The sequence below is a fragment of the Allobosea sp. GW821-FHT10B12 genome, from assembly GCF_059415545.1.
The window spans coordinates 93,371-116,924 of the sequence record NZ_JBWKNL010000013.1; the positions used below are offsets into that span (position 1 = coordinate 93,371).

26 protein-coding genes are annotated in these 23,554 nt (G+C 65.9%); 9 read left to right on the top strand and 17 right to left on the bottom strand.

What is annotated here, in order from left to right; all coding sequences use genetic code 11:
* Window positions 1-60: 60 nt before the first annotated feature.
* Entirely contained in the window at window positions 61-417 is a 357-nt protein-coding gene (locus AC07O0_RS28065; RefSeq protein WP_494627791.1) for a hypothetical protein, read from the bottom strand.
* Between the two features lie 225 nt (window positions 418-642).
* Between AC07O0_RS28065 and flhA the strand changes: the two genes are divergently transcribed.
* Window positions 643-2,769, top strand: a complete 2,127-nt coding sequence (gene flhA / locus AC07O0_RS28070) for a flagellar biosynthesis protein FlhA (protein ID WP_494627793.1) — start codon at window positions 643-645, stop codon at window positions 2,767-2,769.
* 200 nt (window positions 2,770-2,969) lie between these two features.
* Window positions 2,970-3,473 carry a hypothetical protein gene (locus AC07O0_RS28075; protein WP_494627795.1) on the top strand — a complete coding sequence of 168 codons (504 nt, stop codon included), beginning with the start codon at window positions 2,970-2,972 and terminating at the stop codon, window positions 3,471-3,473.
* 12 nt (window positions 3,474-3,485) lie between these two features.
* Here AC07O0_RS28075 and AC07O0_RS28080 read toward each other — a convergent pair whose 3' ends face one another.
* Window positions 3,486-4,040, bottom strand: coding sequence for a helix-turn-helix domain-containing protein (locus tag AC07O0_RS28080; protein ID WP_494627797.1), 555 nt, complete (start codon window positions 4,038-4,040; stop codon window positions 3,486-3,488).
* A gap of 140 nt (window positions 4,041-4,180) precedes the next feature.
* Between AC07O0_RS28080 and AC07O0_RS28085 the strand changes: the two genes are divergently transcribed.
* Window positions 4,181-5,068, top strand: coding sequence for a DMT family transporter (locus tag AC07O0_RS28085; RefSeq protein WP_494627799.1), 888 nt, complete (start codon window positions 4,181-4,183; stop codon window positions 5,066-5,068).
* 4 nt (window positions 5,069-5,072) lie between these two features.
* Here AC07O0_RS28085 and AC07O0_RS28090 read toward each other — a convergent pair whose 3' ends face one another.
* Together AC07O0_RS28090 and copM are read right to left on the bottom strand one after the other, a co-directional pair.
* Complete coding sequence (locus tag AC07O0_RS28090) at window positions 5,073-6,167, bottom strand: lysylphosphatidylglycerol synthase transmembrane domain-containing protein (protein ID WP_494627801.1); 1,095 nt, start codon at window positions 6,165-6,167, stop codon at window positions 5,073-5,075.
* 178 nt (window positions 6,168-6,345) lie between these two features.
* Window positions 6,346-6,729, bottom strand: coding sequence for a CopM family metallochaperone (gene copM, locus AC07O0_RS28095; RefSeq protein WP_494627803.1), 384 nt, complete (start codon window positions 6,727-6,729; stop codon window positions 6,346-6,348).
* 291 nt (window positions 6,730-7,020) lie between these two features.
* On the opposite strand from copM, the gene AC07O0_RS28100 reads away from it, so the two are divergent.
* The 3 genes from AC07O0_RS28100 (at window position 7,021) to AC07O0_RS28110 (ending at window position 10,821) form a co-directional block, all read left to right on the top strand.
* Window positions 7,021-8,808 carry a peptide ABC transporter substrate-binding protein gene (locus tag AC07O0_RS28100; RefSeq protein ID WP_494627805.1) on the top strand — a complete coding sequence of 596 codons (1,788 nt, stop codon included), beginning with the start codon at window positions 7,021-7,023 and terminating at the stop codon, window positions 8,806-8,808.
* Window positions 8,809-8,954: 146 nt separating this feature from the next.
* The gene (locus AC07O0_RS28105) at window positions 8,955-9,914 is read left to right on the top strand and encodes an ABC transporter permease (RefSeq protein ID WP_494627807.1); all 960 of its coding nucleotides are present in this window, start codon (window positions 8,955-8,957) and stop codon (window positions 9,912-9,914) included.
* Complete coding sequence (locus tag AC07O0_RS28110) at window positions 9,880-10,821, top strand: ABC transporter permease (RefSeq protein WP_494627809.1); 942 nt, start codon at window positions 9,880-9,882, stop codon at window positions 10,819-10,821. Before AC07O0_RS28105 ends, AC07O0_RS28110 begins: the two co-directional genes overlap by 35 nt.
* Before the next feature lie 55 nt (window positions 10,822-10,876).
* Here the strand turns inward: AC07O0_RS28110 and AC07O0_RS28115 are convergent, their stop codons facing one another.
* The 9 genes from AC07O0_RS28115 to soxY all read right to left on the bottom strand — a co-directional run bounded on the left by AC07O0_RS28115 (window position 10,877) and on the right by soxY (window position 18,309).
* Window positions 10,877-11,263, bottom strand: a complete 387-nt coding sequence (locus tag AC07O0_RS28115) for a c-type cytochrome (RefSeq protein WP_494627811.1) — start codon at window positions 11,261-11,263, stop codon at window positions 10,877-10,879.
* Between the two features lie 65 nt (window positions 11,264-11,328).
* The gene (locus AC07O0_RS28120; protein WP_494627813.1) at window positions 11,329-12,603 is read right to left on the bottom strand and encodes an FCSD flavin-binding domain-containing protein; all 1,275 of its coding nucleotides are present in this window, start codon (window positions 12,601-12,603) and stop codon (window positions 11,329-11,331) included.
* Between the two features lie 47 nt (window positions 12,604-12,650).
* On the bottom strand, window positions 12,651-13,178 hold the full coding sequence (locus AC07O0_RS28125; RefSeq protein WP_494627814.1) for a DsrE family protein: 528 nt from the start codon (window positions 13,176-13,178) through the stop codon (window positions 12,651-12,653).
* Between the two features lie 34 nt (window positions 13,179-13,212).
* Window positions 13,213-13,530 carry a c-type cytochrome gene (locus tag AC07O0_RS28130; RefSeq protein WP_494627815.1) on the bottom strand — a complete coding sequence of 106 codons (318 nt, stop codon included), beginning with the start codon at window positions 13,528-13,530 and terminating at the stop codon, window positions 13,213-13,215.
* Window positions 13,530-14,261 carry a c-type cytochrome gene (locus AC07O0_RS28135; protein WP_494627817.1) on the bottom strand — a complete coding sequence of 244 codons (732 nt, stop codon included), beginning with the start codon at window positions 14,259-14,261 and terminating at the stop codon, window positions 13,530-13,532. The genes AC07O0_RS28130 and AC07O0_RS28135 overlap by 1 nt, the downstream gene beginning before the upstream one ends.
* Complete coding sequence (gene soxC / locus AC07O0_RS28140) at window positions 14,245-15,519, bottom strand: sulfite dehydrogenase (RefSeq protein ID WP_494627819.1); 1,275 nt, start codon at window positions 15,517-15,519, stop codon at window positions 14,245-14,247. Before soxC ends, AC07O0_RS28135 begins: the two co-directional genes overlap by 17 nt.
* Before the next feature lie 43 nt (window positions 15,520-15,562).
* Window positions 15,563-17,260 (bottom strand): thiosulfohydrolase SoxB, encoded by a 1,698-nt coding sequence (gene soxB, locus AC07O0_RS28145; protein WP_494627820.1) that lies wholly within the window; start codon window positions 17,258-17,260, stop codon window positions 15,563-15,565.
* 211 nt (window positions 17,261-17,471) lie between these two features.
* Window positions 17,472-17,801 (bottom strand): thiosulfate oxidation carrier complex protein SoxZ, encoded by a 330-nt coding sequence (soxZ, locus tag AC07O0_RS28150; protein WP_092160332.1) that lies wholly within the window; start codon window positions 17,799-17,801, stop codon window positions 17,472-17,474.
* A gap of 43 nt (window positions 17,802-17,844) precedes the next feature.
* Window positions 17,845-18,309, bottom strand: a complete 465-nt coding sequence (gene soxY, locus AC07O0_RS28155; RefSeq protein ID WP_494627822.1) for a thiosulfate oxidation carrier protein SoxY — start codon at window positions 18,307-18,309, stop codon at window positions 17,845-17,847.
* 272 nt (window positions 18,310-18,581) lie between these two features.
* Here soxY and soxA point away from each other — a divergent pair, with 272 nt between their 5' ends.
* The 3 genes from soxA to AC07O0_RS28170 are packed head-to-tail and all read left to right on the top strand — an operon-like array spanning window position 18,582 to window position 20,903.
* Window positions 18,582-19,373, top strand: coding sequence for a sulfur oxidation c-type cytochrome SoxA (gene soxA, locus AC07O0_RS28160; protein ID WP_494627849.1), 792 nt, complete (start codon window positions 18,582-18,584; stop codon window positions 19,371-19,373).
* Window positions 19,374-19,385: 12 nt separating this feature from the next.
* Complete coding sequence (gene soxX, locus AC07O0_RS28165) at window positions 19,386-19,994, top strand: sulfur oxidation c-type cytochrome SoxX (RefSeq protein WP_494627823.1); 609 nt, start codon at window positions 19,386-19,388, stop codon at window positions 19,992-19,994.
* Between the two features lie 18 nt (window positions 19,995-20,012).
* Complete coding sequence (locus tag AC07O0_RS28170; RefSeq protein WP_494627825.1) at window positions 20,013-20,903, top strand: MBL fold metallo-hydrolase; 891 nt, start codon at window positions 20,013-20,015, stop codon at window positions 20,901-20,903.
* Here AC07O0_RS28170 and AC07O0_RS28175 read toward each other — a convergent pair whose 3' ends face one another.
* The 4 genes from AC07O0_RS28175 to AC07O0_RS28190 all read right to left on the bottom strand — a co-directional run bounded on the left by AC07O0_RS28175 (window position 20,904) and on the right by AC07O0_RS28190 (window position 23,540).
* Window positions 20,904-21,515 (bottom strand): rhodanese-like domain-containing protein, encoded by a 612-nt coding sequence (locus AC07O0_RS28175; RefSeq protein WP_494627827.1) that lies wholly within the window; start codon window positions 21,513-21,515, stop codon window positions 20,904-20,906. It abuts the gene before it with no gap.
* Between the two features lie 141 nt (window positions 21,516-21,656).
* Window positions 21,657-22,730 (bottom strand): YeeE/YedE family protein, encoded by a 1,074-nt coding sequence (locus tag AC07O0_RS28180; RefSeq protein ID WP_494627829.1) that lies wholly within the window; start codon window positions 22,728-22,730, stop codon window positions 21,657-21,659.
* 28 nt (window positions 22,731-22,758) lie between these two features.
* Window positions 22,759-23,139 carry a metalloregulator ArsR/SmtB family transcription factor gene (locus AC07O0_RS28185; RefSeq protein WP_494627831.1) on the bottom strand — a complete coding sequence of 127 codons (381 nt, stop codon included), beginning with the start codon at window positions 23,137-23,139 and terminating at the stop codon, window positions 22,759-22,761.
* Complete coding sequence (locus tag AC07O0_RS28190; RefSeq protein ID WP_494627833.1) at window positions 23,136-23,540, bottom strand: thioredoxin fold domain-containing protein; 405 nt, start codon at window positions 23,538-23,540, stop codon at window positions 23,136-23,138. Before AC07O0_RS28190 ends, AC07O0_RS28185 begins: the two co-directional genes overlap by 4 nt.
* Window positions 23,541-23,554 lie beyond the last annotated feature (14 nt).

The window sequence follows — 23,554 nt, forward strand, 5'->3', positions numbered from 1 at the left end:
TCTTGGCGCCGCTTCAAAGGCGACGGGCGGCTGGGTGCCGCCCGTCGATGGTGTCCGCTCTCAGCGGTAGATCACGCGCCGGCGCACGACGACCGGGCGACGGTAAGGCGCGGGCCGGCGCACCACCGTGGTGCGCCGGACGACAACCGGACGGCGATAGCCCGGGCGGACGACAGTGGTGCGGCGGACAACGACTGGCTGGCGATAGGCCGGGCGAACGACGGTCGTCCGGCGAACCACGGTCTGGCTGAAATCGGCATCGGCCTTGTCGAGGCCAGCCTTCAGATCCGGGGCGAGGTCTTCCGGGTTCGTCGAGGAGGCGGGAGCTGTCGTTGCAGCCTGTGCGATGCCCATGCCACCGACGCTGGCGGCGGCAAGACCACCGAAAAGGCTCAGCATGAATGAACGTCTGTCCAAGATTTTCCTCCAAAGGCTCCGGTGTCGAAACCGATCTCATCGACCCGCCGGAAGTTGGACGGCCGAATGCGGCCAGAACGCGGCCATTCGATAACAGCCCGTTCAGGGAAAGGTTCCAGACGGGATTTTTTCAGGCTTCTTAACCACTCGTTCACCATGCACTCGGCAAGAATTGCCGGGTACGACTGCCGTCCGTGGAGGGCGGCGCGTGGGAGCGGCTATCCGATGAGCGATGTGACGGCGGGCAGCAGCGGCGGCATGACGATGCCGACGCGCGGCCAGATGAGCACGCTGCTCAACCGGCCGGACCTGTTCCTTGCCATCGGCGTGATGGGCATCCTCGTGGTGCTGATCTTCCCGCTGCCGGCGATGCTGCTCGACATGCTGCTGGCGCTCTCGATCATCCTGTCGGTGCTCGTCCTGATGACGGCGCTGTTCATCGAGGAGCCGCTGGAGTTCTCGGCCTTTCCGACCGTTCTGCTGATCGTGACGATGCTGCGGCTGGCGCTGAACCTGGCCTCGACGCGCCTCATCCTCGCGCATGGCCATGAAGGCACCGCCGCCGCCGGCCACGTCATCGAGGCCTTCGGCAATTTCGTGATGAGCGGCAATTTCGTGATCGGGGTGATCGTCTTCACCATCCTGATCATCGTGAACTTCGTCGTCATCACCAAGGGTTCGGGCCGTATCGCCGAGGTCGCGGCGCGTTTCGCCCTCGACGCCTTGCCAGGCAAGCAGATGGCAATCGACGCCGATCTCTCGGCCGGGCTGATCGACCAGGAGGTCGCCAAGGTCAGGCGCAAGGCGCTGGAGGACGAGGCCAACTTCTTCGGCTCGATGGACGGCGCCTCCAAATTCGTGCGCGGCGATGCGATCGCCGGCCTGCTGATCACCTTCATCAACGTGATCGGCGGCATCATCATCGGCGTCGCGCAGCAGGGCATGAGCTTCGGCGCCGCGGCGCACAGCTATACGCTGCTGACCGTCGGCGACGGCCTGGTCAGCCAGATCCCGGCGCTGATCGTCTCGACCGCCGCGGGCCTGCTCGTCTCGAAATCGGGCGTGCGCGGCGCCGCCGACAAGGCGCTCGGCAAGCAGCTCTCGGGCTATCCCAAGGCGCTCGGCATGTCGGCGGCGGTGATGCTGCTGATCGCGCTCCTGCCGGGCATCCCGATGCTGCCCTTCCTCGTCCTTGCTGCCGGCTCGGGCTGGCTGGCGCGGCATTTCGGCCGGCTCGCCAAGGCGCGCGAGGCGGAGGCTGCGACACAGGGTCCGCAGGGAGCATCGCCGGTGGCGGCCGATGGCACGCCGAAGGAGGAGACGCTCAACGACTTGCTCAAGCTCGACGAGCTCAAGATCGAGATCGGCTACGGCCTGCTGCCGCTGGTCAACGCACCTGGTGGCGCCGACCGGCTGACCGACCAGGTCAGGGCGCTCCGGCGCCAGCTTGCCGCCGAGCTCGGCTTCGTCATGCCGGCGGTGCGCATCGTCGACAACGTCCAGCTCGAGGCCAACCACTACTTCATCAAGATCAAGGAGATCGATGCCGGGCACGGCATGGTCTATCCCGGCCAGTACATGGCGATGGACCCGATGGGCGGCAGCGTGACGCTGCCCGGTCACAACGTGCTGGAGCCGACCTTCGGCCTGCCGGCGACCTGGATCGACGGGGCGCTGCAGGATGAGGCGCAACTGCGCGGCTATACCGTGGTCGACGCGGCGACGGTGATCTCGACCCATCTCACCGAGGTGCTGAAATCGCATATGCCGGAGCTGCTCTCGCATGGCGAGGTGCAGAAGCTGCTGCGCGAACTGCCCAAGGACCATGCCGACCTCGTCAAGGAGATCGTGCCGCAGCAGATCTCGACCACCGGCATCCAGCGTGTGCTGCAATTGCTGCTCTCCGAGCGCATCTCGATCCGCGATCTCGGCACCATCGTCGAGGGTATCGCCGAGGTCGCCGGCAGCGTCCGGAATCCGCGCGACATCGCCGAGCATGTCCGCGTCCGGCTCGCCCGCCAGATCTGCGCGCAGTTCTCCAACCAGCACGGGCAATTGCCGATCATCACGCTGTCGCCGGCCTGGGAGAGCGTCTTCGCCGAATCGATCGTCGGCCAGGGCGAGGACCGGCACCTCGCCATGCAGCCCTCGCGGCTGCAGGACTTCGTCCATCAGGTGCGCGACAAGTTCGAGGAGGCGGCACGGCTCGGCGAGATGCCGGCGCTGGTCACCTCCGGCATGGCGCGGCCCTTCGTGCGCCAGATCATCGAGCGCTTCCGCCGCGAGACGCCGGTGCTCTCGCAGAGCGAGATCCACCCGCGGGCGAAGCTCAGGACGGTCGGGAGCGTCTAGCCTTCACCGTGTTCGGGGTCGGCATTCTGGCTCGCCCAGCAGCCGGCAGGAACTAGGCAAAAGCAGCCGCGTCACGGCTGCTTTTGCTTGCCGCCTCCCCGGACTTGCCGAAGGACGCGCGCCTATCATGTTGATTTTGAATGCAACCCAGGATGGTGCAGGATTTGCTTGACCTATCTCGCGTAGGAGAGGGGAGCATCATGTCCGTGGGTTCGATCGGCAATGCCTTCGGGTGGTTGGGCCATCATCCGAGCAGTGTGTCGCGGCGCGCTGCTTCGGACACGGGCGAGGCCGGCATCTTCTCCGCACCGCCCGCGACCGCAGGCTCTTCCTCGCTGTCGACGGGGGCGAGTTCGGCGACGGCGAGTCCCGGCGTCGGCAGCACCAGGGAGTGGGGCTGGGAAGCGAGCGGCCTACGCGCCGAAATCAAGGTCAATGGCGAGGTCATCGGGCGCGTCTACAACAACGGTGCGGTCGAACTCGCGGACGATTATGGGGAACTCGGCAAGCAACTCGGCTGGGGCAGCGCATCCGAAGGTGAGCTGAAGGGGCCTGAACAGGCCGACAGGCGTATCGCTCAGGCACTCGACGCGTTGAAGAAGGCAGGGGCCAAGGTGGAATTCGCAGCGACCGCGCTGACGCAGGAGCAATGGCTCGCCAGCTTGTCGGCGAACATCGGTCGGAATGTCGATCGTTCTATCTGAAGAGTGAGCAATCTACCGCCGCGCAACCACCACGAGATAGCGCGCCGGCTCGGTGCCGGGGTTGCTGAAGCGGCAATCGCTGGGCGGGCCGAGCTCCATGCAGTCGCCCGGGCCGAGCCGGGTGACGATGCCGCCCTCGTCGAAATCGAGCTGGCCCGACTGCATCCAGATCTGCTGGCGGATGAAGGCGTAGGAGCTGGCCGGATAGGCGATCGCCGCGCCGGGTGGCAATTCGCCGGCGACCAGCTCGAGATCGCCATTGCCGGCCGGCGAGATGGCGCGGCGGACGAAGCCGGTCTCGGGATCGCGCCAGAGCGGCTGGTCCTTGGCACGGCGGACACGTTCGCCAGCGTTCTCGATCCGCGCCAGCAGGTTCGACAGGGTCAGGCCGAAGGCGCCGGAAAGCCGGCCGAGCAGCACAGCCGTCGGGCTCGCCTCGCCGCGCTCAATCCGGCTGATCATGGCGCGCGAGACACCGGAGCGCTCCGCGAGATCGTTCAGGCTCCAGCCACGACCCTCGCGCTCGCCGCGTAGCCGCTCTGCCAATCTTGACGCGAGATCGTCCATCATCATACCCTTGATTCTCTTATAATAGAGTGCGGCAAGGGCGTTGGCCAGATGGCGCGGCAGGCGCCCTGACATCGACGCCATGGCCGCATGCCGGGTCGGCATTGGTCCTTTCTCCGCAGCATCGCTAAGCGCAGCCCATGTCCCGCAATGCCGCTCTCTTCGCGCTGATGTGCCTCGTCTGGGGCCTGACCTGGCTGCCGATCAAGGTCGGCGCGCAGCATGTGCCGCCGGTCTTCCTTGCGGCCTCGCGCTTCGTCATCGCCGGGGCGCTGATGCTGGCCTGGGCCGGCCGCGATGTGCTGAAGGTGCCGGCCGAGGCCTGGCCGCGGGTGATTATGACCGCGCTGCTGCTCAACACCGGCAACTACACCTTGCTGTTCTGGGGCACGGCCCAAGCGCCGACCGGGCTCGCGGCGATCGTCAACTTCGCCACCATCCCGATCTTCACCATCATCGCCAGCTATCTGATCGAGGGCCATGCGATCGGTGGGCGCAAGCTCGCGGCGATCGGGCTCGGGGCCGTCGGCCTCGGTTTCCTGTTCTCGACGCGGGCGCTGGGCGGGCTCGCCGCCGCGAAGGGCGGGCCGCTCGAACTCTGGGGACTGGCTGCGGTCGCGGCCGGCACGCTGCTCTATTGCTTCGGCGCGGTCTGGTCGCGGCCGGCGATGGGCCGCATCCCGACGCTGACGCTGGCCGGCTGGCAGACGCTGATCGGCGGCCTGGGGCTTTGCCTGATGTCGGCCATGCTGGAGAATGTCACTCCAGCCCATTTCGGTGCATTGGTGTCCTGGCCGGTCCTGCCGGCGCTGGCTGTGCTGGTCATCGGCGGCTCGCTGATCGGCTTCACCATCTATCTCAGGCTGGTGCGCGACTGGGGCGCCTTCCGGGCCGGGCTTTATGCTTTCATCAGCCCGGCGGTCGCGGTCGGAGCCGGCGTCTTTGCACTCGGCGAGCCGTTCGGCCCGGCCGAAGCGATCGGCAGCCTCCTGATGTTCGGCGCGGCGGCGATCGCGCTCAAGCGCTGAAACGTCACTCCGGCTTGTCGATGTGCAGGGCCGCGGCCTTGGCGGCTGCCTGCTCCTGCGCCTTCACCTGCGTCTCGTGCGCCAAGGCCTTGCGCAGTTGCGCGCGCTCGAAGGCGAGCACGATCGGCAGCGAGATCACCAGTGGAATGATCAGGTAGAACATCCGCCAGACCAGCAGTGCTGCAAAGACGGCCGGGGCCGGCACGCCCGGCATCACTGCAAGGAACACCGCCTCCATCACACCGACACCACCCGGCACCTGGCTGAGCAAACCGGCTGAGAACGAGATCAGGAAGGCGCCGAGCACGATGAAGAAGCCGGGATTTCCCTGTTCCGGCAGGGCGAAATAGATGATGCCGGCAGCGCCCATCAGCTCCAGCGGCGCGGCGAGATATTGCCGGGCGACGATCGGCAGGCGTGGATAGACCAATTCGAACGAGCCGATCCTGAGCGGCTTGAAGCGCAGCCAGGCGCCGATCGTGTAGAGCACGCAGAAGGCGAGCAGGCCAAAGCCGATCAGGCGGGCCTGCTTGTCGCCGATGCCGAACCAGGTCGAAAGCCGGTGCAGCGGGCGCAGAATCTGCGGCTCGCCGATCAGAACGAGCCCCATCAGCAGGATGGTGCCGAAGGCGAAGGTGAACGAGCAGAGCGCGACCAGGACCGCGATCTCGGCCGCCGTCAGGCCCTTAGCGTGATAGGCGCGGTAGCGCACCATGCCGCCGGAGAAGACCGAGGCGCCGATATTGTGCGAGAGGGCGTAGGTGACGAAGGAACAGAGCGAGATATAGGCCCAGGAGATGCCTTTCTCGCGGTGCAGGTGCAATAGCGCGATCCGATCGTACCAGGCGAGAGCGGCATAGGCGACGAGTGTCGCCAGCGCGGCATGGAAGAAGGCGGCCGGTGGAATGACCGCGATCTTCTGGCCGATGCCGGTGGCGACGATCTTGATCGCATCCCAGAGGCCGGACTGCTCGAGCTGGGCCGCGACGGCCTCGTTGGTCAAGGCCTCGGTCTTGAGCTTGTCCCAGAGCAAATCGATCGACCAGACGACCGCGACGAGGCCGATCAGCGGCCAGAGATAATCGAGGTATTTTTTCATCGAACCCGCGAGCAGCCGGAGGCGAGATCAGAGTCCATCTACGATCCACGGCTTGTGCTTGCAGGGTGTGCGTGGACGCAAGTCGCGCCGCCTCTCTGCCAAAGCCGGCCCCGCAGGGCAAGCGGCAGGCGCGAAACCCGCTGCGGACCGGGGCGAATCCGGGGCGGTGTGGCAAAGATCACTTGCCCTGCTTCTTCAGCCAGTCGCGCAGGAAGGCGATCTCCTTCTCCTGCTCGGTGATCACGCCCTCGGCGAGCTTGCGCAATTCGGGGTCCTTGCCGTGGGCGAGCACGACCTTGGCCATGTCGACCGCACCCTGATGGTGCGGGATCATGCCGCGGGCGAAATCGACGTCGGCGTCGCCGCTGAAGGCGATGCCCATCTCCTTGTGCATCTTGTCGTTGGCGCTCTTGTAGGCCTGCGTCGCGGCGGTGTCGGCGGCGGCAGGGGCGGCTGCGCCATGGCTGCCATGGCCCTGATGGCTCTGCGCTACGGCAAGGCCGGCCAGGATGAGCACGCTGAACAGGGCGGTGCCCGCGAAGAGGCTGCGGGTAACGGTCATGCTGATGTCCTTTCGGGAAGCCGGATCCGGCGTGCCCGAATCCTCCGCGGCGATCGTGTCACCAGCGCGGCAGAGCCATGCGGCTCGAGGTCCCGGGCTGCCTCGAGCACCCGTGCGCGACACTCCGCCACTCCCGATCCGAGATTGGAATGCCTCTCAGTTGATCGCCTTTGTGTACACGCCGGTTGACGCTTTTTGTGGCACATGTCTTGCTGCGCCCCCTGACGAGACAAAAGAGGCGGAAAGCCTCGATCGGATCAGACTGATCGATATCAGCAGAGGGGACCAACGATGGACGAGAACAAGCTGCGCGGGCTGGTCGAGGGCGTGAAGGAGGGCACGATCTCGCGGCGCGCCTTCATCAGCAGACTGGCGGCGGTCGGCATCACGGCGCCGATCGCATCGCAGATCCTGGCCTGGAACGACGTCGCCATGGCGCAGGCGTCGCTGCAGTACAAGCCGACCAAGGCCGGTGGCGGCGGGCCGCTCAAGATCCTGCTCTGGCAGGCGCCGACGCTGCTCAATCCGCATTTCGCGAGCGGTACCAAGGACCAGATCGCCGGGCGCATCTTCTTCGAACCGCTCGCCGGCTGGGACAAGGAAGGCAACCTCACCCCGCAGCTCGCGGCCGAGGTCCCGACCCGGGCCAATGGCGGGCTCTCCGCCGACGGCACCGTTGTGACCTGGAAGCTGAAGCAGGGCGTCAAATGGCATGACGGCAAGCCCTTCACCGCCGACGACGTCGTCTTCACCTGGGAATACGCTGCCGATCCGGCGACCGCCGCCTACACCACCGGCTCCTACACCAACATCAAGGTCGAGAAGGTCGACGATCACACCGTCAAGGTGATCTTCAAGGAGCCGACGCCGTTCTGGGCCGATCCTTTCGTCGGCGTCGTCGGCCAGATCCTGCCGAAGCACCATTTCGGTGAGTACAAGGGCGCCAAGTCGCGCGAGGCGCCGGCGAACCTCAAGCCGATCGGCACCGGCCCCTACAAGTTCGCCGACTTCAAGCCGGGCGATATCCTGACCGGCACGCGCAACGAGGACTACCACGTCAAGAACCAGCCGCATTTCGACACGATCGAGGTCAAGGGCGGTGGCGACGCGGTCTCCGCGGCGCGCGCCGTGCTGCAGACCGGCGAATTCGACTATGCTTGGAACCTGCAGGTCGAGGACGAGGTCCTGAAGAAGATGGAGACCGGCGGCCGCGGCAAGGTCAGCGCGGTCGCTTCGGGCGACATCGAGTTCATCATCCTCAACACGACCGACCCGTGGACCGAGGTCGACGGCGAGCGCTCGAGCGTCAAGACCAAGCATCCGACCCTGTCGGATCCCAAGGTGCGCGAGGCGATCAACCTCCTGATCGACCGCGATTCGATCCAGAAGTTCATCTATGGCCGCGGCGGCACCGCGACGGCGAGCTTCGTCAACGAGCCCAAGCAGTTCAAGTCGCAGAAGCTGAAATACGAGTTCAACGTCGAGAAGGCCAACAAGCTCCTCGACGACGCCGGCTACAAGAAGGGCTCGGACGGCATCCGCGAGAAGGACGGCAAGAAGCTCAAATACGTCTACCAGACCTCGATCAACGCCCCGCGCCAGAAGACGCAGGCGATCATCAAGCAGGCCTGCCAGAAGGTCGGCATCGACCTTGAGCTGAAGTCGGTGACGGCGTCGGTGTTCTTCTCCTCCGACGTCGCCAATCCCGACACCTACACCAAGCTCTATGTCGACATGGAGATGTACACGACGACGCAGCCGCAGCCCGATCCGGAACGCTTCCTCAACCAGTTCGTCTCCTGGGAGATCGCCAACAAGGAGAACAAATGGCTGGGCCGGAACGTCTCGCGCTATTCGGACAAGGCTGCCGACGAGGCCTACAAGGCCGCCCAGAAGGAGCTCGATCCGGCCAAGCGCGCCGCGCTGCTGATCAAGGTCAACGAGATCTTCTGTGAAGCCAATGTGATCCTGCCGCTGCTTTCGCGCACCCGCGTTGCCGCCTCGGTGACCAACCTGATGCACGACCACAGCGGCTGGGACGTCGACACCTGGAACGTGGCTGCCTGGTATCGCAGCTGAGGCCGGCTAAACCGCTCGCGGACGATTGATACCGTCCGCGAGCGGCCCCTGCCGCTTCCGCGCGAGCTGCCTCGGTCCGGTGGTGTCTCTTCGCCATCAGCCCGCGCGGTTCGCTTTAGCGACACCCCGCTTCACGGGAACCCTTGATGGCGACTTATCTTCTACGGCGATTGCTGATCGCCATACCGAGCCTGCTCGGCATCAGCCTGATCCTGTTCACGGTCCTGGCGCTGGCGCCGGGCGATCCGTTCTCGGAGATGGCGACCAATCCCAACGTCCCGCCCGAGGTGCGCGAGGCTCTGCGCGCCAGCTTCGGCCTCAACGACCCGATCATGGTGCGCTATCTGCGCTGGCTCTCGGCGATGGCGCAGGGGGACTGGGGCTTCTCCTTCGCCAGTCGGATCAATGTCGACGACCTGATCCTGCAGCGCGTCCCGACCACCCTCTTCGTCGTCGGTACCTCGCAGATTCTGGCGTTGTGTATCGCGCTGCCGGTCGGCATCTATGCGGCGACGCGGCCCTATTCGATCTTCGACCAGATTGCCAACACGCTCGCCTTCGTCGGCTTCTCGCTGCCGACCTTCTTCACCGGCCTGCTCTTGATCCTGCTGTTCTCGATCAAGCTCGACTGGTTCCCCTTCGTCTACCGCTCCGATATCGCCGCGACCGGCTGGCGCTGGTACTGGGAAATGTTCCGCCAGGCGATCATGCCGATCACCGTGCTCGGCCTGTTCCAGGCGGCGTCCTATACCCGCTATGTCCGCTCGGCCGTGCTCGACGTGATCCGGCTCGACTACGTCACCACGGCGCGTGCCAAGGGCCTCAGTGAGAAGCGGGTCACGCTGCGCCACATCACGCGCAACGCTCTGATCCCGGTCGTGACGCTCGTCGCCTTGCAGATGCCGGCGGTCTTCGGCGGCGCCATCGTCACCGAGCAGATCTTCCGGATCCCCGGCATCGGCTCGCTGCTGATCGACGCGATCCTCGCCAACGACACCCCCGTGATCATGGCCGTGACCTTCGTCTTCGCCTGCCTGGTCGTCCTCTTCAACCTCATTGCGGACCTGCTCTATGGCTGGCTCGACCCTCGCATCTCCTTCGGCTGATCCCATCGTGGCAGCCGCCGGGACGACCGTATCGGTCTCGCCCGGCCGTGAAACCTGGCGGCGCTTCCGCCGCCACCGGCTCGCCATGGCGAGCGCGTTTATCCTCGGCTCCTTGATCCTGGGTGTCGTCGTCGGTCCCTGGCTCTGGCCCGTGCCGATCAATGACATCGATTTCACGGCGCAGCTCCAGGGCCCGTCCTGGGCGCACCCCTTGGGCACCGACGATCTCGGTCAGGATATCCTGGCGCGGATGATGTATGGCGGGCGCATCTCGCTCGCCGTGGGCCTCGCCGCGATGGTGGTCGCGACCCTCGTCGGCGTCGTGATCGGCGCGACCGCCGGCATGTCGCGCAAGATCGCAGACCCCGTGCTGATGTGGGTGACGGATCTCTTCCTGTCGCTGCCGCAGCTGCCGCTGCTGCTGCTGATCATCTACCTGTTCCGCGAGCAGCTGAAGGCGGTCTTCGGCGTCGAGGGCGGCGTCTTCATCCTGATCGTCGTCGTCATCGGCGGGTTACGCTGGATGCCGGTCGCGCGGCTGGTGCGGGCGCAGTTCCTGTCGCTGCGCGAGAAGGAGTTCGTCGAGGCAGCCAAGGCCCAGGGCGCCACCAAGTTCCGCCAGATGACGCGCCATATCCTGCCCAACGCGGTCGGGCCGGTCATCGTCGCTTCGACGATCGAGGTCTCCTCGGCGATCATCGCGGAATCGACGCTGTCCTTCCTCGGCCTCGGCTTCCCGCCGGATATCCCGACCTGGGGGCGTCTGCTCTTCGACGCCAAGGACCACCTCGACTCTGCGCCGCACTGGGCGCTGTTCCCGGGCGCGGCGATCTTCCTGACCGTTCTGTCGATCAACTTCATCGGCGACGGTCTGCGCGACGCGCTCGACCCACGCCGCGTCATCTGACGCGGCACGGCGATCGATCGTCGCAGGAAAAATGGCGGAGGCGCGACGCCTCCGCTCACATCTTCTTGCCGTCCTTGCCGAACTGCTTGAGGAAGGCGGTGAGGTCCGCGATTTCCTTCTCGTTCTTGATGCCGGCGAAGACCATCTTGGTGCCGGGGATCTTGGCCTTCGGGTCCTTGATGTATTCGGCGAAGACCGCCTCGTCCCAGGTGATGTTCGCACCCTTGTTGGCGGCCGAATAGCTGTAGCCCTCGACCGCGCCGGTGTGCCGGCCGAACAGGCCGTTGAGCTGCGGGCCGACGAGGTTCTTGGCGCCTTCGCCGAGCTGGTGGCAGGCGCGGCACTTGTTCCAGGAGCGTTCGCCGGCGGCGACGTCCTGCGCCTGGGCGCTGGTCGTGATGAAGGCGGCAGCAAAGGCAGCGGCAATGACAGGCAATTTCATGCGTTTCAGACCCTGATGAGGAGAGGGGCGCGCCGCCGCGCGAGGCGACGGCGCGGTGAACGGTGTCAGCCGAACATGTCGGCGGTGATCGCCGCATACCAGCCGACATTCTCGGCCTGGTTTTCCTTGCGCAGCTCGGCGCTTTCGCGCGGCTGCGAGACGAAGGTCTCAGCTGCCGCGATCTTGCCGTCCTTGGGCTCGTAGCGGCCGCCGACCTTGATGGTGTCGTCGGTCTCGATCAGCGACCAGCAGGTATTGATGTAGCGCGCCGGGAAGGTGCGGGCATTGGCGAGCTCGCCACGGATCACCATCGCCGCGACCTTGGCCTGGCTGTTGGCGGCGAAGGCGGATTTCGGCATGTCGCCGGCGATGCAGGCATCGCCGAGCACGAAGATGTTGGGGTCGACGACCGACTTCATCGAGGCGGGGTCGATCGTGCAATAGCCGCCGGCCGGCGCTAAGCCCGCCGAGCGGGCGATCTCGCCGGCCATCTGCGCTGGGATGACGTTGATGAAGGCGCAGTCCTTATAGGTCTCGAAACCGGTGACAACGGTGTTGGTCTTGGGATCGACCGACTTGATGCCGTCATGCACCTTCGGCCCGAGCCACTCGATCATCGCGCCATAGTGCTTCTCCCACCCCTCCTGGAAGACACCCTGCTTCGAGAAGCTGTCCTTCGGGTCGAGGATGAAGATCTTGCAGTCGCGCTTGCCGCTCGCCTTGAGCATATGGGCGAACATCGAGGCGCGCTCATAGGGGCCCGGCGGGCAACGATAGGGATTGGGCGGGGCGATCATCAGGATCGTGCCGCCATTTGGCACCGCGTCGAGCTTCTGCCTGATCAGCTGCGTCTGCCGGCCGGGCTTCCAGCCATGCGGCATCGCCTCCTCGGCCTCCTTCGACCAGCCGGGGACGGAATCGTATTTCAGGTCGATGCCGGGCGAGGCGACGAGGCGGTCATAGGGCAGGCGGTCGCCGGTCGAGAGCACGACTTCCTTCTTGTCGCGGTCGATCTGGGTGGCGCGGGCGCGGGCGAGCGTGATGCCGTGGTTCTTCGCCAGCGCGTCGTAGCGATGGGTGATCTCCTCATAGGACTTGAGGCCGCCGATGAAGAGATTGGAGTGGAAGCAGGTCTGGTAGACCTCGTTCTCCTCGACCAATGTCACCGCGATGGTGCCGTTCGAGTCCTTGGCGATGTATTTGGCCGCGGTCGCGCCGCCGGCGCCGCCGCCGATCACCACGACGCGCGGCTTGGCCTGGCCGAGCACGGCAGGCGAGGCGATGGCGAAGCTGCTCGCAGCGGCGAGCCCGGACAGGAATGTGCGGCGATTGGTCGACATGGTTCCCTCTCCCCTTCCCATGGTTGATGGCGGACCTCTCGCGGGTCCTAACCGACCTTCAGATAGGCGAAGCCCTTGGCCTGCATCGCGGCGACGGCGGCGACACCGGAGGGCACAAAGCCGACGAACTCGGCCTTGCGCGCCTTGCCCTTATCGATCTTCAGACGGTTGAAGGTGATCTCACAGAGATGAATCCTCAGGCCGTTCTTGGCGACGTCCTCGACGCGCTCGAAGATCTTCGGGATGGTGGCGGCTTCCTCGCTCCAGCTTGTGCCGTCGAGGTTCTCCAGGAAGAATTTTACGCCAGGACCATGCGCGACGATGGCGAGCTGCAGCGCGAACGGGTCGGCGCCATAGGCGGAATAGTGATTGGCGATGTTCTGCAGCATCTGGGTGAAGCGCTGCGGCTCGCCGAAATCGCAATGATAGAGGCAGGCGATGTCGGCCTCCTTCTTGAGGTCGGCGAGCGCCGTCTGCCGGGGCGCTGCGAGTACCGGCGTGGCCGCTGCGACCACACCGCTCGCCGCTGCCAGCATCAACGCCCGGCGCGAGGCCTGCTGGTGTTCCTCCGACATCACGTCCCCTCCGCTGTTCAGGCCATATGCCCGGCTAAGGATTGGGTTTCAGGCTCTCGTAATAGGCTGCCAGCGCCGCGATCTCTTCGCCGGAGAGCCGGGCGGCGACCGCCTGCATCACCTGGTTGTCGCGCTGCCTTTCCCGATAGGCGTTCATCAGCGCGACGAACTGCTCGGCCGGATGGCCGATGATCGCCGGGATACCGCCGACCTGCTTGCCGCTGCTCTGGTGGCAGCTCGTGCATTCGGCGGAGAGATATTCCCCCAGCGCTCTGTCTCCGGCGGCGTTCGCCGGTGCGCAGGCCAGGAGGAAGCCGAGCCCCGCGAGACGAACGGCGCCGGCTCCTGGCATCAGTCGACCTTCGGCGCCGTCTTCGAATCCGGCGTCACGTCGAGGATCACCGCCCGTCCGGTGATCTTCACCTCCGGCTTGCAGTTGGTCATGCACGGCTCCTTGCCCCAGAAGGCTTTCTCCGTGGTTTCGCGGTCGTCATCGTAGAAGGCGGCCGCGTTCGGCAGCTTCACACTGGTAAAGTTCTTATCGGACAGTTCGAAGTCCTCGTCCTTCACGATGTCGTTCAGATAGAGCAAATAGGCGGTGACCGCGTAGAGCTCGTCCGGCGACAGCGACTGGGCGTTGCCATAGGGCATGGCCCGGCGGACATAGTCGAACACGGTCGAAAGATCAGGCCAGAACGAGCCGATCGTCTTCTCCGGCCGGTCGGATTTCAGTGAGCCCATGCCGCCGGCCAGCACCGGCCAGCGGCCATTGCCCTGGCCGAACTCGCCATGGCAGCTGGCACATTGCGCCTGGAAGATCTCGTCGCCCTGCTTGACCGTGCCCTTGCCGACCGGCAGGCCCTTGCCATCGGGCCTGACCGCGATGTCCCAGGCCTTGATCTCCTCGGGCAGCGCCTCGCGGCCGAGACCGAGCTTGGCGGCCGGGGCGGGAGCAGGAGCGGCCTTGGCGGGCGGATGCGCGGGCTTTGCCGCCGGCTTGGTCTGGGCGATCAGCGGCGCGGCGGCGAGCACGGCGACCGCCGCAAGGCCCGCGAGCAGGACGGGACTAACCGATCTCGACATTTTCGGTCTCCCCGTTCGCCTTCACATGCCAGGTCTGGATGCCGTTGTTGTGGTAGATCGAGTTGGTGCCGCGGATCTTGCGCAGCTCCTCCTTGGTCGGCTGGAGATAGCCGGTCGAGTCCATGGCGCGTGACTGGATCAAGAGGTCCTGCCCGGCCCAGTCGAAGTCGACATAGAAGCGGGTCAGCGACTTATCGAGCACCGGCCCGTCGATCCTGGCGTGCTGCCAGTTCTTGCCGCCGTCGAGGGTGACGTCGACGCGCTGGATCGTGCCGCGCCCCGACCAGGCGAGGCCGGAGAGGACGTTGCGGCCCTTCTGCTTCAGCGGCGCCTGCGGCGAGGGATTGGTCACCACCGATTTGGCGTCCATGAAGAAGGTGAAGCGGCGCGAGCGGCCATCGGCCAGGAGGTCGGTGTATTTCGAGGTCTCCTCGCGCGCCTGCCAGGGCTGGTCGCCGACCTCGATGCGCCGGAGCCATTTGACCCAAAGATTGCCTTCCCAGCCGGGAATGACGGCGCGTAGCGGATAGCCCTGCTCGGGCCGCAGCGCCTCGCCGTTCATGGCGAAGGCGATCAGCACGTCGTCGAGCGCCTTCTCGATCGGTAGCGAGCGGTTCATGCCGGAGGAATCGGCGCCTTCCAGCAGCAGCCATTTGGCGTTGGCCTTCACCCCCGCCTCGGCCAGCAGCGCCTTCAACGGCACGCCGGTGTACATGACGTTGTGGACCATGCCGTGGGTGAACTGGCAGCCATTGAGCTGCGCGCCGCGCCATTCCATCCCGGAATTCGCGGCGCATTCGAGGAAATGGATGCGGTTCTGCCGCGGCATCCGCTTGATGTCTTCCATGGTGAAGACCAGCGGCTTGTCGACGAGGCCGTGGATCATCAGGCGATGATTGGCCGGGTCGATGTCGGCGATGCCGCCATGATGGCGCTCGAAGCAAAGGCCAGACGGGGTGATGATCCCGTCGAGCTCGTGCAGCGGCGTGAAGTTGACCGAGGATTCCGGCGAGGCCGTCAGCCAGGAGACGTCGCGGCGGACCACATTCTTCTCGAAGCGAGACGGCGTGCCATAGGGCCGCTTGTCGACGCCCTCGCCGAGATAGCGGTTCCAGTCCTGGACCTCGGTGATCAACGGATCGGGCTTGGCCGTTTCGGCGCGGGCGGAACCTGCGCCGGCAAGGCCGGCTCCAGCGACCGCAGCCCCGCCGAGGAAGCGGCGGCGGCTCAGCGCATCGGGTTTTGCGGGAGAGGTCATGCCTCGTCTCCTTGTCCTGTGACGACCGTGATGGCGGAGGCGCTCATGCCCCGCTCACCTTCACGGCGTCGTTCGGCTTGATGGTGATGGTCTTGGTCGCGACGACGTGGTTGCGGACCACATCCCAGATCGGCGGTCCTTGTGTGCCCTCGTTGACGCTGGCCCAGCCGGCGACGACATATTTGCGGGAAGCGTCGATCGGCTGGCCTGATTTCAGATGGCTGAGGCCGGAGATGCGGCTGCCCATCGGCTTGCCGACGTCGATGGCGTAGCCCATGCCGCCAATGCGGACCATGTCGCCACCACCCTGGAAATAGGGGTCGGGGTGGAAGATGTTGTCGGCGACGTCCTCGAGGATCTCCTTGAGCTGCGTGCCGGTCATCTCCATCCGGTAGCAGTTGGGATAGGTGATCGCGGTCGCATTGCTGATCGCCTCCCAGGTGATCGGCTCGCCCGGCAGGAGCGAGCCACCCCAGCGGAAGCCGGGCGAGAGCGCGATCTCGGCGTCGCGCTGCGAGAGCATGGCGTCGCAGATCAGGTCGTCGAAGCTGCCGTTGAAATTGCCGCGCCGGTAGAGCAGCGACTCGGTGCGGCCGATCTCTTTGGCGAGATCGGCGGCGAAGGGCGCGCGCAGCTTCGTCACCAGCGCCGCCATCTCCGGATCGGGCGCTATCGCATCGGCGAAGACCGGCATCAGCTTGAAGCGGATATCGGCGACCTTGCCGTCCTTCACCGCGATGTCGAGGCGCGAGACGAACTTGCCATGCGAGCCGGAGGCGACGAGGGCAGTCTGCCCGACGCGGATCAGCCCGGGCATGGCGTCATGGGTATGCGCGGTCAGGATGATGTCGATGCCCTTGACCCGGCTCGCCAGCTTGCGGTCGACGTCGAAGCCGTCATGCGAGAGCAGCACGACGATCGCGGCGCCCTCGGCACGGGCTTCCTCGACCTGCTTCTGGATTTCCTCTTCGCGGATGCCGAACTCCCAGTCCGGGAACATCCAGCGCGGATTGGCGACGGCGGTGCGCGGCAGGGCCTGGCCGATCACCGCGACCTTGACGCCGCCCTTCTCGAAGACCTTGCGCGGCGGGAAGACTGGCTCGTTCCATTCCTTGTCGCGGATGTTCTGGGCGAGGAAGGCGAAGGGCGCGGCCTCGACGATTTCCTTGACCCGCTCGGCGCCGAGCGTGAACTCCCAATGCGAGGTCATCGCGTCGAGCTTCAGGGCCGACATCACGTCGACCATGTCCTGGCCCTTGGTCTGGAGCGCGCTCCAGCTGCCCTGCCAGGTGTCGCCGCCGTCGAGCAGGAGAACCTTGTCGTTGCCGCGCTCGGCCCTGACCGCCTTGACCAGCGTCGCGATCCGGTCGAGCCCGCCCATCCGGCCGTAATTGCGGGCGAGCGCGACGAAATCGTCCGAGGTCAGCGCGAAGGCGTCGGCCGAGCCGGCAGCGATCCTGAAATGCTCGCGGAAGGCGGCATCGGTCAGATGCGGCGGCAGGCCCTTGACCTCGCCGACGCCGAGATTGACTGCGGGCTCGCGGAACTGCAGCGGCATCAGTTGGGCATGGATATCGGCCACATGCAGGATGGTGACCTGGCCCTGCGGCTCGAAGCGCAGGATATCGGCCTGCGACAGCCTCTGCTGGGCGGCGGCGCGCCCGAGCGGGCCGAGGCCGGAGCCGGCAGTCATAGCCGCGGCGACCGCCGTCGCCTGCAGGAAGTCTCGTCTCGAGATCATGACTCATCCTTTGGATGCGCGCACATCGCGATCCAGGGGCTCAATCGAAGTCCTTGTCGTCATTCCGGGGCAGGCCGGCAGGCCTGAGCCCGGAATCCAGAACCGATGCGCCTGTTCATCGAGGCTGGACGGTCGGCGTCAGGTCCGGAAGCGATATCGGTTCTGGGTTCCGGGCTCGCCGCTGCGCAGCGCCCCGGAATGACGGTTGGCGTCAGCCGACCGTCAGCTTGTTCTTGGCGGTGTATTCGGAGCCGTTGTCGTCCTTCCAGGTGAAGGTGAACTCGCCCGATTCGGTCGCCTTGAAGAAGAAGGACTGGTAGGGGTTGGCCGAGATCGCCGGGAACCAGTCGGCCGAGAACACCGGCTTGCCGTTGAAGCTCGCCGAGAACTTGTTGATGATCTGGCGCGGAATGGTCTCGCCCTTGGCGTCCTTGCGCTGGCCGGATTCCATCTCGTGCGAGATCAGCGTCTTGATCTCGATCATCTCGCCGGCGGCGGCCTTGGCCGGAACGCGCACGCGGGGCGTGGGCTTGGTGGTCATTTGGGTTTCCTCGCCTTGTTCTGTTCGATGACGATGCCGGGCGTCAGCCGCCGCAGCCGCCGATCGTGACCTTGATGTTGGCCTTGGCCGTGTGCAGCGCGCCGTTCGACATCTCGGCGACGCAGATGATGTCCTGCGTCTGGGCGAGGCGCATGCGCGTCGCGGCCGAGGCCTTTCCGCAGGCCGGGGTGAACTGGTAGCTGACGACGCCGGGCTGGGGATTGCCCTCGGCGAAGATGTGCACCGCCTTGACGTAGTCGGCCTCGGTCATCGGGCTCTCGATCTCGATGTTGATCGGCACGACCAGGCCGTTCTCGGCGATCTCAGGCACGTCGAGCTTGATCTTGCCGGAGGCCATCGGCTTGTCGCCGTAGAGCTTCTTGATCTCGGCGGCGACGGCCTTCTCGTCGGCGAAGGCGAGCTTCGGCGCGATCGCGGCGGCTGCAAGGGCCCAGGCGGCGGCCTTCACCGCATCGCGGCGCGACAGCGTCGGCAGGTGGGTCAGCATACGAGGGCTCCTCCTTCACATTCGTCTTGTTTTAACGCTTGACGGCGCCGCGGCGGGTCGCCAATCATTTGCACGTATCGTGATATTGTTTTTTGTGAATGTAAAGCCCCAAAGGGCTCCGCCAAGGGGTGCAGCATAAGCGCCCCAGTTTAAAGGATGGAGAGCGTTTTGCCGATCAGCTTGCGGAGTAAGCCGATCGGAACGGCTCCGAGGAAACGAAAGGGCGAGGGATGAAGCTTCCGATCATCGGAGCAGTTGCACTGGCGGCCGTCATGATCATGGCGGCCGGGCCGCTGACCGCGCAGTCGCCGCCGCAGGATGACAGCGAGAAGGAGATCGAGCGCTATCGCCAGATGCTCTCAGATCCATTCTCGAATCCGGGCTTCCTCGCGGTCGACCGCGGCGAGGCGCTCTGGGCCGAGAAGCGCGGGACCAAGAACGTCTCGCTGGAGGGCTGCGATCTCGGCGAGGGGCCGGGCAAGCTGGAGGGCGCCTTCGCCAAGCTGCCGCGCTATTTCGCCGACGCCGACAAGGTGATGGACACCGAGCAGCGCCTGCTCTGGTGCATGGACAAGCTGCAGGGGCTCGACACGAAGGACGTGGTGCTGCGGCGCTTCTCGGGTCCGGCCCGGGCGTCCGATATGGAGGACCTCGTCGCCTTCATCGCCAACAAGTCGAGCGAGATGAGGATTGAGCCGCAGCTCTCCCATCCCAAGGAGAAGGAGATGGCGGCGGTCGGCGAGGCGCTGTTCTACACCCGCGGCGGCGTCAACGACTTCTCCTGCGCCACCTGCCATGCCGAGGAAGGCAAGCGCATCCGCCTGCAGGGCCTGCCCAACCTCTCGGTCAAGGGTAAGACGGCGCAGGAGACGATGGGTTCCTGGCCGACCTATCGGGTCTCGCAGAGCGCGCTGCGGACGATGCAGCACCGGCTCTGGGACTGCTATCGCCAGCAGCGCTGGCCGGTGCCGGAATACGGCTCGGAAGCCCTGACCGCGCTCACCGTCTTCCTGCAGAAGCAGGCGGAAGGCGGCGAGATCAAGGTTCCGTCGATCAAGCGCTGAAGGGGAACCATCATGATCAGAACATTCATTCCCCTGGCGGCCCTACTGCTCGTTGCAGGCTCGGCCCACGCCCAGGAGCGCCCGGCCCAGGTTGTGATCGATGCCTATCTGAAGTCGACCTTCGGCAAGGCTTCGGCCGAGTGGCAGGCCAGGATCAAGCCGGACGACTCGCTCGCCGTCTGCAACACGACCCGCAACAACCCGTCCTCGGCGGAATCCGACGCGATGCTGAAGCGCGAGAGTGCCCGCGTCGTCTATCCCGCCGACGGCAAGTTCCTCGGCGACTGGAAGAAGGGCTATCAGGTCGCCAATAACGGCCGCGGCGGTCAGTTCTCCGATCCGCCGGGCACGGTCGCCGGCGGCAACTGCTTTGCTTGCCATCAGCTCGACCCGAAGGAGGTCAGCTATGGCACGCTGGGCCCGAGCCTCGCGGCCTATGGCAAGGACCGCAAATACGATCCCGAGACGATCAAGGACGCTTACACCAAGATCTACAATTCGATGGCGGTGGTGCCCTGCTCGAACATGCCGCGCTTCGGCGTCAACAAGGTGCTGGACGAGCAGCAGATCAAGGACGTGATGGCCTATCTGTTCGATCCGGAATCGCCGGTGAACAAGTAGGCCTTGCCGGAGCGGTTCATGCTGACGCGTCGCCTGTTCGTCACTGCCGGAGCCTGCACCCTGGCCTCACCGGCCCTGGCGCAGGTCGTCGCGACGCTCGGCTCCGGCGATGAGACGCTGACCGTCCTCAGCGACGGCAGCTTCGAATTGCCCTTGTCCATGCTGGCGCGCGACATCGCGCCGGCGGAGCTCGCCGCGCAGGCGAAGCAGAGCGGGCCGACGCGCTCCGTCCTCAACGTCACCTGCCTGAAGCGCGGCAAGGACGTCATCCTGTTCGATTGCGGCTCGGGCGCGAACTTCCTCGCGGGCTCGGGCAAGCTGGCCGAGAGCCTGAAGACAGCCGGGATCGAGCCGGATGCGGTGACGCATGTGCTGTTCACCCATCTCCATCCCGACCATTTCTGGGGTGCGCTCGACGAATTCGACAGCCCGCTCTTTCCCAATGCGCGCTGGCTGGTGGCTGCACCCGAGATCGGGTTCTGGACCGATCCCAAGGTCTATGCAGGACTGCCGGAGGACCGGCATGCCTTCGCCGCTGGGGCGCAACGTATCGCCAAGGAATTGGGCGACAAGCTCGAGCGGGTCGAGCCCGGCCGCGAATGGCTGCCGGGGATCGAGGCGGTCGCAACGTCCGGCCATACGCCGGGCCATGTCTCGTTCGCCTTCAAGGCGGCGGGCGGGCCAGTCATGGTCCTGGGCGATGCGCTGACGCATCCGCTGATCTCGTTTTCGCGCCCGGACTGGCGGCCGGCCTCCGACCACGACGCCGATCTCGCCGTCGCGACGCGTCGCAAGCTGCTCGACCGGCTCAGTCAGGAGAAGGCGCAGATCATCGGCTATCACCTGCCCGGCGCCGTCGGGCGCGTCGAGCGGCAGGGTACGGCCTATCGCTTCGTCGCGGCGTCCTGATCAACCGCGCAAATAGAACTTCGCCTTGTCGGGCTTGAAGGTCCAGGGCAGGCCGGCATTGCGCCAGCCATTGACGCTGCGCCGGCCTTCCGGGGTGAGATCGCCCTCAAAACCTTCATGCTGGTTATAGACCCGCGTGAAGCCGGCCTCGGCGAGCTTCTCGACAGCGCGCGCCGAGCGATCGCCCGAGCGGCACATGACGATAACACGATCTGTCTTGGCGAGGCCCTTCGCTGCCAGCAGCTTGCCGACATCCTGCGAGAAGGTCGCATTCGCTTCGAGCCGGTAGCGACCTTCCTTGTCGTCCCAGTCCCAGAACTCGGTGACATCGACGAAGGGCACATTGCCGTCGATCGCCGGCGCCCACCCGGTGAACATCATCTCGGCGCGGGTGCGGACATCGACGAAAAGGGTCTTTGCGCCCTCGCGCGCCATCACATCGGCTGCCCCGCGCGGGGTCATATAGAGTCCGAGCGTGGTCTGCTTGGCCTTGGCGATGCCGGCATGCGGGCCGGTGGCGGGAGGCGTAGCGGCCTGCTGTGCCTCGGCACGGGCGGCAATCGTGCCGATGGCCGTGCCGGCTGCGAGCGTCAGGACAGTCCTGCGGTTCATTGCGGCCTCCTTTGAGCAGATGACCGGCGTCGGTCGGTATCTGGATTTCCAGTCAGATATGAAATTTAAGATATATTGGAAACTATATGCGTCAACCGAGGTGGCGCTGTGCGATCGCTGAAACGGTGTCGCAGGGGCTCGTCAGCCGCGCTGCCACAGCCCCCTGATCGAGCCTTCCACCAGGAAGGCGATGCCGATCCGCGCGCCGATCATCATGCCGGCGATCGCCAGCGGCCAGGACAGCGCCAGCATCGAGCCGGCCGAGATGCCCTGTCCGATCGTGCAGCCGCCGGCGAGCACGCCGCCGCCGCCCATCAGCACGGCGCCGAGGAGATGACGGCGCATCTCGCGGTCGTCGTCGAAGGCTTCCCAGCGGAATTCGCGGTCGTAGAGCGCCGACAGGAACGAGCCGAGCGTCACGCCTGCAAGCGTGCCGATGCCGAATTCGAGCAGGGCCGAGGGCACGCTCAGCACGGCATAGAGCGCCCGGCCGACCGGCGAGACGAAGGTCAGGCTCTGCGCCCGCGGGACGGTCTCGAAGGCATCGATGGCAATACCGGTCACCCACCAGCCGGCAACCACGGCAAGGCCAAGCGTCGCCCCCGCCAGCAGCAGGCGTGGCGAACGCCGCAGCCGCGGGTCGATGACGACGATGGCGATCAGGGTGATCGCGCCGGCAGCGGTGACCAGGAACCGTGCAGCCGGCGCGCCGAGATAGGTCAGGATACCAGCGAGGTCGCCCTTGAGGCCGCCGGGCAGCGGCCAGTAGACCCTCTCCAGCACCTCGATTCGGATCGGAGCGAACATGCCGCGCAACGTCGCATAGGCGACCGCGCCGAAGACCATCATCACGATCAGGCTGCGCAGATCGCCGGAGCCGAGCCGGATCAGCGAGCCGAAGCCGCAAGTGCCGACCAGCGCCATGCCGAGGCCGAACAATGTGCTGCCGACCGCGATCGAGAGCCAGGGCAGGGCCGGCTGGACATAGGTCGAGTTCGCGGGGTCGAGCAGGTGCAGCCCGATCAGCGCCTGCGTGCCGATCAGCGCGATCGCGAGCGCAAGGCCGAAGACCCGCAACCGGCGGGTGTCGCCGCCCATCCAGGCATCCTCGACCGCGCCGAAAGAGCAGAGCCGGGCCCGGCGGACGGTGAAGCCGCAGGCCGCGCCCACAGCGACGCCTGCGAGCGTCGCGCCCCAGGCGGACAGCGCGATCATGACCGGCGCCGATGGGAGCGGTTGTGGCTCACGATTTCTCGGTTTCGGTCCCGGGCGGGTTGCAGAAGATGTCGTAGATCACGGCGATGACGCGCCGGACATCGTCGCTGGCGAGGCTGTAATAAATCGCCTTGCCGTCGCGGCGGGTGGTGACGAGCTGGTCGAGGCGCAGGCGCGCGAGCTGCTGCGAGACCATGGGCTGGCGCAGCGAGAGCAGGTTCTCAAGCTCGGTCACCGTCCGCTCCCGCTCGGCCAGCAGGCAGAGCAGCAGCAAACGGTTCTCATGCGAGAGGGCTTTGAGGAAATCGCTGGCCTTGCGGGCCTTGCGCATCAATTGGTCGAGCTCAGGCGAGAACTCGGCGCCATCACGCAGTTCGGTTTCGAGCGCTTTCGAGACGATCGCGGTCATTGGGTCCGTGTGCCTGATCGTTGAACTTGGTCTGAAGTTTCAATGACAGCAACCAGCCGTCCGAGCAAACCCCAGAACATGTCGTCGTTGAGATAGCCGGTGATGCGGCCGACCTCTTGGCCATCCTCCACCAGCACGAAAGTGGGCGTCGCGATGACGGGTTCGCGCAGTGCCTCACCGCGGACGCCGCCGGCTGGCAATTCGATCCGCCGCAGCGGCGCCGCCTTGCCTTCCGGCGTTTTCGCATAGACCGGCGCGACCTCGCGCTCGAAGCGCAGGCAGAAGGGGCAGCCATTGCGGGTGTACATGACGAGTTCGGCGGCGAAGGCCGGTAGTGACAGCAATCCCGACAACGTGAACGCCGCCGCCAGCCCCGCGCGATATCGCCCGCTTGCAATCATCTGCTGAACATAGT

What these genes read in the sequence shown, in the direction of transcription:
- flhA (WP_494627793.1), top strand. Translation starts at nt 643, where the DNA reads ATGAGCGATGTGACGGCGGGCAGCAGCGGCGGCATGACGATGCCGACG.
- AC07O0_RS28075 (WP_494627795.1), top strand. Translation starts at nt 2,970, where the DNA reads ATGTCCGTGGGTTCGATCGGCAATGCCTTCGGGTGGTTGGGCCATCAT.
- AC07O0_RS28080 (WP_494627797.1), bottom strand. Translation starts at nt 4,040, where the DNA reads ATGGACGATCTCGCGTCAAGATTGGCAGAGCGGCTACGCGGCGAGCGC.
- AC07O0_RS28085 (WP_494627799.1), top strand. Translation starts at nt 4,181, where the DNA reads ATGTCCCGCAATGCCGCTCTCTTCGCGCTGATGTGCCTCGTCTGGGGC.
- AC07O0_RS28090 (WP_494627801.1), bottom strand. Translation starts at nt 6,167, where the DNA reads ATGAAAAAATACCTCGATTATCTCTGGCCGCTGATCGGCCTCGTCGCG.
- copM (WP_494627803.1), bottom strand. Translation starts at nt 6,729, where the DNA reads ATGACCGTTACCCGCAGCCTCTTCGCGGGCACCGCCCTGTTCAGCGTG.
- AC07O0_RS28100 (WP_494627805.1), top strand. Translation starts at nt 7,021, where the DNA reads ATGGACGAGAACAAGCTGCGCGGGCTGGTCGAGGGCGTGAAGGAGGGC.
- AC07O0_RS28105 (WP_494627807.1), top strand. Translation starts at nt 8,955, where the DNA reads ATGGCGACTTATCTTCTACGGCGATTGCTGATCGCCATACCGAGCCTG.
- AC07O0_RS28110 (WP_494627809.1), top strand. Translation starts at nt 9,880, where the DNA reads ATGGCTGGCTCGACCCTCGCATCTCCTTCGGCTGATCCCATCGTGGCA.
- AC07O0_RS28115 (WP_494627811.1), bottom strand. Translation starts at nt 11,263, where the DNA reads ATGAAATTGCCTGTCATTGCCGCTGCCTTTGCTGCCGCCTTCATCACG.
- AC07O0_RS28120 (WP_494627813.1), bottom strand. Translation starts at nt 12,603, where the DNA reads ATGTCGACCAATCGCCGCACATTCCTGTCCGGGCTCGCCGCTGCGAGC.
- AC07O0_RS28125 (WP_494627814.1), bottom strand. Translation starts at nt 13,178, where the DNA reads ATGTCGGAGGAACACCAGCAGGCCTCGCGCCGGGCGTTGATGCTGGCA.
- AC07O0_RS28130 (WP_494627815.1), bottom strand. Translation starts at nt 13,530, where the DNA reads ATGCCAGGAGCCGGCGCCGTTCGTCTCGCGGGGCTCGGCTTCCTCCTG.
- AC07O0_RS28135 (WP_494627817.1), bottom strand. Translation starts at nt 14,261, where the DNA reads ATGTCGAGATCGGTTAGTCCCGTCCTGCTCGCGGGCCTTGCGGCGGTC.
- soxC (WP_494627819.1), bottom strand. Translation starts at nt 15,519, where the DNA reads ATGACCTCTCCCGCAAAACCCGATGCGCTGAGCCGCCGCCGCTTCCTC.
- soxB (WP_494627820.1), bottom strand. Translation starts at nt 17,260, where the DNA reads ATGATCTCGAGACGAGACTTCCTGCAGGCGACGGCGGTCGCCGCGGCT.
- soxZ (WP_092160332.1), bottom strand. Translation starts at nt 17,801, where the DNA reads ATGACCACCAAGCCCACGCCCCGCGTGCGCGTTCCGGCCAAGGCCGCC.
- soxY (WP_494627822.1), bottom strand. Translation starts at nt 18,309, where the DNA reads ATGCTGACCCACCTGCCGACGCTGTCGCGCCGCGATGCGGTGAAGGCC.
- soxA (WP_494627849.1), top strand. Translation starts at nt 18,582, where the DNA reads ATGATCATGGCGGCCGGGCCGCTGACCGCGCAGTCGCCGCCGCAGGAT.
- soxX (WP_494627823.1), top strand. Translation starts at nt 19,386, where the DNA reads ATGATCAGAACATTCATTCCCCTGGCGGCCCTACTGCTCGTTGCAGGC.
- AC07O0_RS28170 (WP_494627825.1), top strand. Translation starts at nt 20,013, where the DNA reads ATGCTGACGCGTCGCCTGTTCGTCACTGCCGGAGCCTGCACCCTGGCC.
- AC07O0_RS28175 (WP_494627827.1), bottom strand. Translation starts at nt 21,515, where the DNA reads ATGAACCGCAGGACTGTCCTGACGCTCGCAGCCGGCACGGCCATCGGC.
- AC07O0_RS28180 (WP_494627829.1), bottom strand. Translation starts at nt 22,730, where the DNA reads ATGATCGCGCTGTCCGCCTGGGGCGCGACGCTCGCAGGCGTCGCTGTG.
- AC07O0_RS28185 (WP_494627831.1), bottom strand. Translation starts at nt 23,139, where the DNA reads ATGACCGCGATCGTCTCGAAAGCGCTCGAAACCGAACTGCGTGATGGC.
- AC07O0_RS28190 (WP_494627833.1), bottom strand. Translation starts at nt 23,540, where the DNA reads ATGATTGCAAGCGGGCGATATCGCGCGGGGCTGGCGGCGGCGTTCACG.